Consider the following 11,958-nt stretch of genomic DNA (forward strand, 5'->3'; position numbering starts at 1 on the left):
AGTTATGCGGCTTCGGCGTCACTACTGCCAAGGCTATGAAGCGATTGAGCCAATTTGGCGATTTCCCGGCGCAGCGGGTTCTTGGCCGCTGAATTTGCCAGCGGTAAACCGTGGTCGCCGCTTTGCATGACGGGTTTGCCGCCATCGGGCAGAAGCAGATCAATGGAAATACCCAGACTTTCACCCATACGTTTAACCCGGCTTTTACCGTTGAGATCGGTAAATTTAGGAGCCCGGTTCATAGCAAACCGCAGTTTGTTGAAGGGTAATTCTTCGGCCTGCAGTGCCCGTTTCAGACGCAATGCGTTCTGGGCCGAGCGCATATCCAGCTCAAGCAACGCAAAATAGACATGGGCGGCCTGCAGAACCGTTTCTGACCAGTGAACAAGTGTTTTTGGCATGTCTATGACGACATAATCAAAATTCGCGCGTGCGGTGTCGATCACACGCTGAATGTCCTCAGGCGTGATGATGTCCAGCGGCACCATGTCAGATGGTGCCGTTAGAACTTGCAGCTTCTCTTCAAACGTCTGGAGCGCTTGTCCAAAGGAGTCTTCGTCCATCGAATCCGTGTCTGAGAGCATTTCGAACACGGCTTCATGACGAGGCAGATCCAAATAGGTCGAAACAGTGCCGTATTGTAGATCCAGGTCGATCAGGCACACTTTCGGGGCTTCTTTGGCTGAAACCGTTACAAGTTCCCATGCCAGATTGACCGCCATGGTTGTAGAACCGACACCACCTGCCAGACCCTGTACGACAAAAAGCGCCCCTTCTTTCGAGGAGCCGTTCGTCGCAGTAGGCGCTGCTTGTGGTGCCACAACCGGATCGGGTTGTTGCATACGATCGATTGCTTCCTGAAGTTCATTTTCGGGAAGCGGGTAGGGGACAAACTCGTCCGCACCTCTGCGTAGCAGCTGATGCAATGCGGCAGGGGTGACATCCTCGGCGATCAAGACAACCTTGATGCCTTTTTCCTTGGCCTGAGTGATGATCTCACCCATCAGTGTCAGGTTGTCTTCATCATCGCCGTCCAGCGCCAGCGCTACAAATTGAAGCGTCTTGGCTTCGGGTTGGCTAAAGAACGCAAGCGCTTCGGCAAATCCAAGATCACCCCATCGTTCGCCCAGCGCAGCTTCCATATCCTCGATCAAAAGGTCGAAGTTCTGGACATCACGGCTGATGGTGCAGGCCAAAATGGCGTTATTATCGTCTTGCGGCGTCGCGCTCGTCATTAACACAATCCTCATCGAGAGGGCTGAGCAAACCATTTGAACGCGAGAAGATTCAGTTCTGGTATGCTGTCGCCCGATGCGGTCGATTTTGGCCGCAGGTCACCCAATTGTTCACAAAGTGGCTTGGAAGTTAGGCAAGAATTGGGCGCAAAAGAACCAATTGTAGGGAAATGGGCGACAATGCCGCCCATTTCCTATTTATTAGTCGCTGGTACCACCGGCGTCTTCTTGCCGTTGGATATCGCTTATCGGGATCGCGCTTGAGATGTATTCGCGATAGATCACGTCCGCATATTTTCCATCCAGAATATTTGGATGCCGGTCGAAGAAGCCCGATACCTCGGTCACTGTCCGCCGATTGCGTCGATCCCGATCTTGGGTGGCAACCAACGGCCTGGATTTACCAAAGGAAACAACGGCTTCCAACCGTGAGCGCGATATTCCTTGTCGTGTCAGGAATGCAACGGCGGCATTGGCGCGGCGCTGGCCCAATCGCTTGTTATATGCCTCAGAGCCAACGGCATCCGTGTGCCCATAGACACGGAACCGCGCCTCGGGGAACTGTTTGATCCAGGCCGCCTGCTGCAACAGGATTCGTTGCGCCGAAGCGTCCAATTGCGCGCTATCGAAGGCAAAGTTGATCTGTGTAGGCACCTCGGCAGCGAAACGCCGCGCGAGGATTTGGCCATACGTCAACTCACCATTCATGACCTGAATGTTGTTCAGTGTAGCGTTACCAAACGTGCCCTGATCGATTTCGTACCCGGCCTCGCGTGTACAACCGGCGACAGCAACCGAAAGACCCAGTGTGATGATCCACTTTTCCATTGGTTCTATCCTCTCTATCAGTCCAGCACGTAGCCGTAAGAGGTGCCAAAATCCTGATTGGCAACTTCAGAGGCTGCACCATTTCCGGCGCGTTCAGTCCGAGAGATCTTGCCGTTTACGAACAGATCGAACTCGCTGGGCGGTTTCACACGATCGGTCGGCAGGGCAAGCGCCTCGCCACGAGTGGGCGACACCAGATGCGCGGTAATGATGATGATCAATTCACTCTGCTCACGCTGATACTGAGCGCTCCTGAACAACGCGCCCAATACAGGCACATCGCCAAGCCAGGGAACCTGGCTGTTCAGATCCGTGAAATCATCCTGGATTAAGCCTGCAATGGCAAAGCTCTCACCGTCGCGCAACTCGATGGTTGTCCGTGTTTGACGCGTGATGAAGCTAGGAACATTGTCGCCGTTGATCGTGAAGTTCGCACTCTGGTCGATGCTCGATACTGATGCACCCAGTTCCAGGTTGATCAGGTTGCCATCGACGACGCGCGGAACAAACAGCAGCTGAACGCCAAACTGACGATACTCAATCGCAACGACACCGTCGCCTTGGGGTACTGGGATTGGCACCTCACCACCGGCAAGGAACTCCGCCTCTTGGCCAGACAGTGCAGAAAGATTCGGTTCTGCCAAGCTGCGAACCAAACCCTTGGTTTCAAGGGCTTCCAAAAGCAGTCTAACCTGTGTCGACCCCGCGCCGAAACCGAAGAGAATGGCACCGGAATTTGTCTGAACAAACGGGATGTTGTTCGCCAGTGCGTTGTTCAGTGCGCCCTGGTTATTCAAGGAATTGAAGCCCGCAGTGGTGTCGCCACCTCCAAAGCCCAACGATGCCGACAAGTTTTTGGCTACAGAGCGGTTCATTTCCGCAAAGCGCACTTTCAGCATGACCTGCTGCACGCCGCCGACATTCATCAGGTTCGATACACGTTCAGGGGCATACCGTTCTGCCAACTCAAGCGCACGCGCCAGTTTGGCACTGCTGGAAACTGTTCCCGACAATACGATCCCATCATTGGCGGTCCGAACCTCGATTCGCTCACTGGGAAGAATCTGACGCAAGCGTTCTTTGAATTCCGAAACATCAGGGGAAACACGCACACGCACGTTGGTAATCAAATTACCCGCGCCGTCGAACATTGTCAGGGTGGTTGTACCCGGTGCCCGACCGAGAACATAGATAGTGCGGTCCGACAGGGTCGAAATATCCGCTATGCCTGCATTGGCAATGCTGATGTCTGCGAACGGTTGTTCGCTTTCCACCACGATTGCGCGATTTACGGGGACATCCAGCGTTTCCGCCGTACCCTTTTTAACCACGCGAAGATTTTGGGCCCAAGCGGCATCGCCGATTGGGCTCACAACTAGCGACAACCCCAGCAGGGTTGCGCTGATCCAGGAACGTATTGTCATGTGACCTGCCTCTCCGATCACCACTCGATTTTTTTTGGGTCTTATGCCCTATGCTATGAAACCCTGCGACAGAACCAGATTTATTGCAATAATCAATGGTTTCTGGAAAGTTCCTTATGTGGATTATGCGCAACAACACAAAGAAAGAGACCGCGCAAAATGCGCGGTCTTTGTCTCGTAAAGGTCTGAAAATTAGTTAGTTTGTGCAGGGAATTGGGGTCTCTACCGTCTCGCCGCCACGACGGGTGCGGATTGTGCAGACCTTCTCCGGAGCCGCGACGGGGGCCGGGGCCCTCTCTTCAATGCCAAGCAAAGACTGCTGATCGACTTCAACCACCTCTGCCACCTTGTCATCTTGAGCGCCAACCAGTGCCAGCGACATGCGACCCGTGTTCTGAGCCTGTGCCAAAGCGGCGATCTGTTGTGGCGTCGCTGCAACTGTGACCGTGCGAGCAATGGTTGTGCCGGTCACATCCAGACCCGCCGACTGATCAACAGCGACCAATTCGATGTTCGTCAGTACCAAACGAGTAATCTCACCGCGGCCAGAATCGCTGGTGCCACGTAATGAGCCGGTCCAATACACGTCCACCGTATCGCCTGGGCGCAAAAAGCCCGATACGCCAGATGCCACATCAACGCTTATTGCAAATGCGCGCATTCCCTTGGGCAATTGTGATCTGAGGCCAGCAGTCTCGCCTGGATTGGTGACTTTGACTTCCATAATCGCTTCGTCTTTCTCCATCGCGCGGAGAACGAATCGTTCATTGTTTTTGATTTCCGGGAATAGGGTTGTCATGTCCACAAAGGCACCCTCGGGAATCGCATCCTCTGGCCACTGAACGACGCGGATATCTTCCTGGTTCAAACGTTCGCCGTATTTGAAGGAGCGATTCGAAACCAAAACGCCTACTGTCGGGACAATGCCCGCCTGCGCATTGGCAAGCGCCTCTTCGCGCAACTTGCGTTCCTGAGCAAGTTTGGCCTGATTGTCCGTGATGTATTCGCGTGCCATATAGACAGCACCACCGGCCAACGCGACCCCGATGATAAGAACAAGTCCAAAAACAGCTCGCATTTGTCCCTCTTTATTTTCCGTAGACCGCGACTCTTGAAGTCACATCGATTCAGGATCCAAGATATTTTTCAATTGTGTCGAAAAAGCGGACAATCCCGGTAATTTTTGGCAGAAAATACGCTTATTCGCAGGGTTGCCGTCTCGCTAGTAAATGGGAACGGGCCCGCGCTACTCAAAGACCATCTCTTCTACTTCTACATTTGCGATCGGCTGTCCCGCTGTTAGAAGTCCTTGGCTCAGGATGAAGTAGATTATTGCGGCGAGACCTGCGATTGCAGCAGTTAAAACCACCCAGTCTACGGTTATCGCGCCGGTCTCATCGGTTCGGAAACTATGTACTCTTTTTAACATTGGACTATACCGGGTGGCTTTCTTCTGAAAACAAAGGGGCCACGCCTTTGAGTAAAGACATGGCCCCAAGTTGTTATGCTAGACCGATAACAGATTATTCGGTATCCGGAACTGTCACAGTTACCGAACCCAGAGCGTCATCGATGTTGCCTGCCAGGCTGCTGGCACCATTGTGGATCTGGTTGTAAGCAACGGCTGCCAGGCCAACAACAGCTGCGGTCAGAACGACCCAGTCTACAGTTACGGCGCCGTCTTCGTCTTTGCGGAAGTTCTTGATGAACTTGATCATGTTATGTCCCTCCTAAAGGATCAAAAATTAATTAACCTCGGCGTCTTTCAGAGCTTTCTCTCTCAGTCCGCTCCCGATCGTCTCGGTGTGGATATATGTTTGACCCCTGTGCGTGGCAGGAATTGGGCCAAACCAATATTTTTTTGCTCAAAGCTTAATTTTTTGTTGGTGAATTTAGTAACCAGTTGGAAATAAATAAAAAAAATCACACCTTTTTTGTACTTCCGTTGTGTGGGCGATGCAAAATGGCGGCAATTGAGGCGAAATTGCCCCAATTCGCTTGGTTTTTCTGGTGTTGCGGGCCGTTATGATGTTCAAAATGCTTCAAAAGATAAGAAATCGAGGCAGGCAAATGTATTTCCGGGACGCAGTATTATGCGCCGGTGCAGCGGTGTTTCTGATGGCGGGTGCGATTCCTGTCACTGCAACCGAAACCGAGCCGCGCGGCGTCTATAAGCGCATAAAGGCCCCTAAACCGGGGACACGTCCGCGCGTGACGATTCAGATCACGCCCGAACAACATGCAGCATCACCATCAGCCCCCAGCACTGGCGCCAAGCTGGTAGTGCCTGAGATTGCCGCTATCGCAAAGCCGCCCCCATCGGTTCCTCAGAAGATTGCGGGGGCGACCAAGCCAGTTGGCTCTTATAGAGCATTCTGGAGCCGGGTATCCCCCGATCTGGCGCAGGCCAGCGCAGGTAGGCTGAGAGAGGCCGTTCAAGCGCTTACTGCCACGGGTGTCGCGGCGCCGCGTCTGCAGACCTTGCAAGACATCGCAGAAAAGCGAGGGGTGGATATTCTACGTTCGACCGTAGGGACGAATGTCTCACCCGCACTTGTCCTAGCCGTTATCTCGGTAGAATCTGCGGGCCGCACACAGGCTGTCAGTTCTGCCGGGGCGCAGGGCTTGATGCAATTGATGCCAGCTACCGCCGAACGTTTTGGGGTAGAGGACAGCCTGAAACCTGAACAGAATATCGAAGGTGGGGTCAAATACCTGCATTGGCTCATGAACGAGTTCGACAATGACCCGATTCTCGTACTGGCAGGTTACAATGCCGGCGAAGGGGCCGTGCGCAAGCATAGTGGTGTGCCACCTTATGCCGAGACCAGAGACTACGTGCCCAAGGTTCTGGCCGCGTTTCAGGTCGCGAGTGCTCTTTGTACAACAACACCGCAGTTCGTTTCGGACCCCTGCATTTTTCAGACTTCGAACTAAAAAAGGCCCGCGTCGCAGCGGGCCTTATGTTTCATTGGCCTGAGGTCAATCTACGATTGTTGCCTGAGTCGCTCCTCGCATCTCGTCCTCGCTGACGCCATCGGCCAGTTCGACGATCTTCAGGCCGCCTTCGACGACATCCAGAACACCCAGATTGGTGATGATGCGATCCACAACGCCCTGGCCAGTCAGAGGCAGCGTGCATTCCTTCAGCACTTTTGAATCACCATGCTTGTTGGTGTGATCCATCACTACGATCACGCGACCAACGCCAGCGACCAGATCCATCGCACCGCCCATACCTTTGACCAGCTTGCCGGGAATCATCCAGTTGGCCAGGTCTCCTTTCTCGTCCACTTCCATCGCACCCAAAATCGCAGCAGCGATCTTACCGCCTCGGATCATGGCGAACGAGGTCGCGCTATCGAAGTAAGAGGTGCGGGACAGTTCGGTAATCGTCTGCTTGCCTGCGTTGATCAGGTCAGCGTCTTCCTCGCCCTCAAACGGGAAAGGCCCCATGCCCAACATACCGTTTTCGGACTGTAGGGTGATGTCCTTGTCCCCTACATAGTTCGCCACCAGCGTCGGAATACCGATGCCGAGGTTCACATACATGCCGTCTTCCAGCTCTTCTGCCGCACGTGCGGCCATCTGATTGCGATCCCAGGGCATTATGCGTCCTCCTTCTTGCGGGTGGTGCGCTGTTCGATGCGCTTTTCGTGGCTGCCTTGGATAATGCGATGCACATAGATGCCGGGCAGGTGGATGCCATCCGGGTCCAGCGAGCCGCGCGGGACGATTTCTTCAACCTCAGCCACACAAATCTTGCCGCAAGTCGCTGCGGGCACGTTAAAGTTGCGGGCGGTCTTGCGGAACACGAGGTTCCCGGTGTCATCGGCTTTCCACGCCTTTACGATCGCGAGGTCGGCAAAGATGCCTTCTTCCATGATATAGGTCTCGCCGTTGAAGTCTTTGTGCTCTTTGCCTTCAGCGATCACAGTGCCCACGCCGGTCTTGGTATAGAAACCGGGGATGCCCGCACCGCCAGCGCGCATACGCTCGGCTAGAGTGCCTTGGGGGTTGAATTCCAGCTCCAGCTCACCGCTCAGGTACTGACGCATGAACTCGGCGTTTTCGCCAACGTAAGAGCTGATCATCTTTTTGACCTGCTTGGTCTGCAGCAGAATGCCGATCCCGAAATCGTCGACGCCGGCGTTGTTCGAGGCAAAGGTCAGGTTCTGAGCGCCCGAGTCCTTGATGGCCTCAAGCAGCAGCTCGGGAATTCCGCACAGGCCAAAACCGCCCGCCGCGATCATCATGCCGTCCGAGATCACTCCATCGAGCGCTTCGGTGGCATTGGCATAGACTTTCTTCATGGAAAACTCCCCCAATGACATGGTGTTGGGCCGATTTGTGCCGCCACGTCACGAGGAAGTCAACGAATCCAAGGGGCAGGTGGTATTTCTACCTAACTTGCTTTCTTGGTGGTCTTCTTGGCAGCAGCTTTCTTCTTGGGGGCTGCCTTTTTCTTTGTGCCTTTCTTGGCCGCGCGTTCATTGACCAGTTCGATGGCCATTTCCTGGGTCACATCCACGGGTTTGATGTCTTTGGGGATCGTCGCGTTGACCTTTTCCCATTTCACATACGGCCCATAGCGCCCGTCCAACACCTGCATCGCGCCGCCATCGGGATGGTCGCCCAACTCTTTCAGCGGCTTCGCAGCCGCCCGCCGTCCGCGCCCTGGATTGGCGCGTTTTTCGGCCAGCAGTTCCACCGCGCGGTTCATGCCGATCTCAAACACATCGTTCGGGTCTTTGAGGTTTGCGTAGACGGGCTTTGCCTCGTCGGCCAACTGATGCATTAGATAAGGTCCAAAGCGACCAAAGTTCGAACTGATCATGCCGCCTTCGGGGTGCTCGCCGATCTGACGGGGCAAGGACAGAAGAGTCAGAGCTTTCTCCAGATCCATGTCGTCTTTGCTCCAGCCACGGGGCAGGGACGCACGAGGAGGCTTCTTGTTCTCAGGCGTGGGCTCTCCACGCTGGACATATGGCCCAAATCGACCGGATTTCAGCCAGATCTCATCGCCCCCATCTTCGCCCAGCAAACGCTCGTCACCTTCCGCGCCCTCACCAGCGATCGGACGGGTATAAGTGCACTCAGGATAGTTGCCACAACCGACAAACCCGCCGGTGCGCGAAGTTTTCAGATGTAACTGGCCAACACCGCATTTCGGGCAAATGCGCGGGTCAGAGCCATCTTCACGCGGCGGATACAGCTGCGGTGCCAGCGCTTCGTCCAGCTTGTCCAGCACTTCCGAGATACGCAGCTCCGATGTCTCACCAATTGCGGCAGAGAAATCGCGCCAGAACTTGCCGAGCAGATCCTTGTAGTCACGTTCACCTGCGCTGACGTCGTCAAGCTCTTCTTCCAGATTGGCGGTGAACTCGTAGCCCACATACTGGCGAAAGAAATTCAGCAGGAAGATGGTGACGATTCGGCCCTTTTCTTCGGGGATCAGCCGATTCTTGTCTTTACGTACATATTCACGATCCTGAATCGTGGTGACAATCGAGGCATAGGTCGACGGACGCCCGATCCCCAGCTCTTCCATCCGTTTGACCAGCGTGGCCTCTGTATAGCGCGGGGGCGGTTGGGTGTGATGCTGCAGCGCCAGAACGGATTCGTTCTCGGCCAGAATGGCGGCCTTTTCCGAGTCGGCGGTGGCCTTGGCAAACTGATCACGCAGCGAGGTCTTGGCAAAACGTGCGGGATCGCCCTGCATGATCTGTGGCAAGCGCTTGTCGTCATCGTCGACCACGTCATCGCGACCTTCTTCGTAAACGCGCATGAAGCCATCGAACAGCACCACCTGACCGGTGGCGCGCAGGCCAACCTGACCGTCCGTGCTGGTAATCTCGACAGTCGTGCGTTCAAGCCGTGCGGCAGCCATCTGACAGGCAATGGTGCGTTTCCAGATCAGATCATAAAGCTTGCGCTGATCCTCATCGGTCACCTTCAGCGCCTTGGCATCGCGCGACATATCTGTCGGGCGAATACACTCGTGTGCTTCCTGAGCGTTCTTGGCCTTGTTTTTGTACATGCGCGGGCTGTCTGGCACGTATTCCGCACCATAACGGTCGGCGATTGCATCGCGCGCTGCCGCCACGGCCTCGGGGGCCATGTCGATACCGTCGGTTCGCATGTAGGTAATGTATCCGGCCTCATACAGCCGCTGGGCCACCTGCATCGCATGGCGTGCGCCCATGCCGAACTTGCGGCTGGCTTCTTGCTGTAAGGTCGACGTCATGAACGGGGCAGAGGGGTTGCGCGCGGCAGGCTTGGCCTCGACCGATGTCACGCTCAGATCACGGCTGGTGATCGCCTGAACCGCCAGTTCGGCTTGCGTTGCATTCGCTAGATCGTGCTTGTCCAGTTTCTTGCCTGCCAGCGTGACTAGACGCGCCTCGTAGGTTTGTCCCCTAGGCGTCTCGAACACAGCTTTGACCGACCAGTATTCGACCGGCTTGAAGGCTTCGATCTCCATCTCGCGTTCAACGATGAGGCGCAGGCAGACCGATTGCACGCGCCCCGCTGAACGGGCACCCGGCAACTTGCGCCACAGAACGGGTGACAGGTTGAACCCTACCAGATAGTCCAACGCGCGGCGGGCCAGGTAAGCCTCGACCAGCGGCATATCGACCTCACGCGGGTTCTGCATCGCCTCGGTCACGGCGTCCTTGGTGATCGCGTTGAACGTTACGCGGCTGACTGGCGTGTCCTTCTTGATCGAACGCCGCTTGGTCAGCGCTTCTTGGAGGTGCCAGCTGATTGCCTCGCCTTCTCGATCAGGGTCAGTCGCGAGGATCAGTGCGTTGTCTTCTTTCAGAGCGTCGGCGATCGCCTTGACATGCTTACGGCTGTCATTGCCGACCTCCCATTTCATTGAAAATTCATGCTCGGGATCGACCGACCCATCCTTCGGCGGCAGGTCCCGCACATGGCCATATGAGGCCAAAACGGTGTAGTCGGGGCCAAGATACTTATTGATCGTTTTTGCTTTGGCCGGAGATTCTACAACAACTACGGGCATTTAAGAGGAATCCTCGCTCGACGGATTTTGCGCTTTGTATGACCGTGCAAAATGTGTGGGGCAAGATCGAATTGTCAATGCGTTCGTTTTCACCACCAAAAATACTTTGTATTAAAGCCTGATCTGGTCGTGCCGCTCGCGGAATCAGGTGCCGAATCCATTCGATAACTTAGGCGCAAAGTGACAGCAGGCCGCCTGGTTGCCGCTGAATCTTGCCCTCAAGCTCCAGATCGACCAACACAGGGCCGACTTCGCCCGCAGATGCAGCGATGTCCCGGATCAACTGGTCTTCCGCGATCGGAGATGGGCCAAGTCGAGTCAGAATCGCCTCGTGCAAGGCTTGGGGCGTGATTTCGGCTGTGTCTGCCTCGGGTCCAAGGGGTAGGATTTGTTGGGCGGAGGATTGTAGCTGTTGCTTGGGCAAAGCATCAATCACGTCTTCTGCATTGCGGACGAGTATAGCCCCGTCTCGGATCAGCAGATTGCATCCTGCCGCGCGGGCGTCAAAGGGATGGCCGGGCACGGCCAGAACCTCGCGCCCTTGGTCCAGGGCGTCCCGCGCGGTGATCAAGCTGCCGGATTTCGCCGCGGCCTCGACAACGACCACTGCCTGCGCCAGACCCGAGATAATGCGATTGCGGCGCGGAAAATGTCGTGCCTGAGGTGTTGTGCCCATCGGTTGTTCAGACAGGCGAAGACCGGTTTCTGCGATATCTCGCGCAAGATCGGCATTTTCGGCCGGATAAATCACATCTACCCCACCTGCTAACACTGCCACAGTACCGGTCGCCAACGTGGCGAGGTGCGCCGAGGTGTCAATGCCGCGGGCAAGCCCCGAGACCACGACATAGTCTTGCTTACCCAGATCCGTCGCCAACGCCCGCGCCATGCGCGCGCCCAGCGAAGAACAGTTCCGTGCCCCGACCATGGCAATTGCCCGGCGTTTCAAGATCGACGGATCGCCGATTGCCCAAAGCATCGGGGGCGCATCCGAAAGGTCACATAACGCGTAAGGGTAATCGGCGGCCCCAAGGCACAAAAGCCGCGCTTTGGCGACCTTTGCGGCCTTGAGCTCCGCCTCAATTACGCCGGGCGGGCAGATTTCATAATCCTCGATCCCGGCAGCGCGCGCCATTTCCGGCAACGCGGCCAGCGCGTTCTGCGCCGAGCCATGTTCGCGCAATAAGCGCCGGAATGTTGCCGGCCCTACTTTGCGTGAGCGCAACAGACGGAGCCAGGAAAACCGGTCCTCTTCCGTGGTGGGTGGGAGTGGGGGGTGATTGGAAGAAAGCTGCTCTTCGGTCATCCGATGCTCCGCCTGATTGCAAAACTGGTTTACGGTGCAGCGGGTTAACAGCCTGTGAATCTTAGAAAATTAGATCAGTATTTTTCGAACCCATCCCTCGGAGAGATGATTATGTCATTGAAAGAAAGAAAGAAA

At 55.6% G+C, this 11,958-nt stretch carries 11 protein-coding genes; 1 reads left to right on the forward strand and 10 read right to left on the reverse strand.

The window, feature by feature from the left end; genetic code table 11:
• Positions 1-2: 2 nt before the first annotated feature.
• From ACR0BT_RS15570 to ACR0BT_RS15595, 6 genes are all read right to left on the reverse strand, one after another.
• Positions 3-1,235, reverse strand: coding sequence for an AAA family ATPase (locus ACR0BT_RS15570; protein WP_170397347.1), 1,233 nt, complete (start codon positions 1,233-1,235; stop codon positions 3-5).
• A 201-nt stretch (positions 1,236-1,436) separates the two neighbouring features.
• On the reverse strand, positions 1,437-2,063 hold the full coding sequence (locus ACR0BT_RS15575) for an OmpA family protein (protein WP_170397345.1): 627 nt from the start codon (positions 2,061-2,063) through the stop codon (positions 1,437-1,439).
• Positions 2,064-2,080: 17 nt separating this feature from the next.
• Positions 2,081-3,487 (reverse strand): type II and III secretion system protein family protein, encoded by a 1,407-nt coding sequence (locus tag ACR0BT_RS15580; RefSeq protein WP_170397343.1) that lies wholly within the window; start codon positions 3,485-3,487, stop codon positions 2,081-2,083.
• Positions 3,488-3,683: 196 nt separating this feature from the next.
• Entirely contained in the window at positions 3,684-4,565 is an 882-nt protein-coding gene (gene cpaB, locus ACR0BT_RS15585; protein WP_170424295.1) for a Flp pilus assembly protein CpaB, read from the reverse strand.
• A gap of 168 nt (positions 4,566-4,733) precedes the next feature.
• Positions 4,734-4,916, reverse strand: coding sequence for a hypothetical protein (locus ACR0BT_RS15590; RefSeq protein ID WP_170397339.1), 183 nt, complete (start codon positions 4,914-4,916; stop codon positions 4,734-4,736).
• Positions 4,917-5,010: 94 nt separating this feature from the next.
• On the reverse strand, positions 5,011-5,205 hold the full coding sequence (locus ACR0BT_RS15595; RefSeq protein WP_170397337.1) for a hypothetical protein: 195 nt from the start codon (positions 5,203-5,205) through the stop codon (positions 5,011-5,013).
• Between the two features lie 352 nt (positions 5,206-5,557).
• Between ACR0BT_RS15595 and ACR0BT_RS15600 the strand changes: the two genes are divergently transcribed.
• Entirely contained in the window at positions 5,558-6,424 is an 867-nt protein-coding gene (locus ACR0BT_RS15600) for a lytic transglycosylase domain-containing protein (protein ID WP_480763552.1), read from the forward strand.
• Between the two features lie 45 nt (positions 6,425-6,469).
• Here ACR0BT_RS15600 and ACR0BT_RS15605 read toward each other — a convergent pair whose 3' ends face one another.
• The 4 genes from ACR0BT_RS15605 to dprA form a co-directional block, all read right to left on the reverse strand.
• Positions 6,470-7,096, reverse strand: a complete 627-nt coding sequence (locus tag ACR0BT_RS15605; RefSeq protein WP_170397333.1) for a 3-oxoacid CoA-transferase subunit B — start codon at positions 7,094-7,096, stop codon at positions 6,470-6,472.
• Positions 7,096-7,800: a CoA transferase subunit A gene (locus ACR0BT_RS15610; RefSeq protein ID WP_480763553.1), complete on the reverse strand. Its 705-nt coding sequence runs from the start codon at positions 7,798-7,800 to the stop codon at positions 7,096-7,098. The genes ACR0BT_RS15605 and ACR0BT_RS15610 overlap by 1 nt, the downstream gene beginning before the upstream one ends.
• A gap of 92 nt (positions 7,801-7,892) precedes the next feature.
• On the reverse strand, positions 7,893-10,517 hold the full coding sequence (topA, locus tag ACR0BT_RS15615) for a type I DNA topoisomerase (protein ID WP_480763554.1): 2,625 nt from the start codon (positions 10,515-10,517) through the stop codon (positions 7,893-7,895).
• Between the two features lie 169 nt (positions 10,518-10,686).
• Complete coding sequence (gene dprA / locus ACR0BT_RS15620) at positions 10,687-11,823, reverse strand: DNA-processing protein DprA (protein WP_480602241.1); 1,137 nt, start codon at positions 11,821-11,823, stop codon at positions 10,687-10,689.
• Between the last annotated feature and the right edge of the window lie 135 nt (positions 11,824-11,958).

Source organism: Ruegeria sp. CJ6 (genome assembly GCF_056536665.1).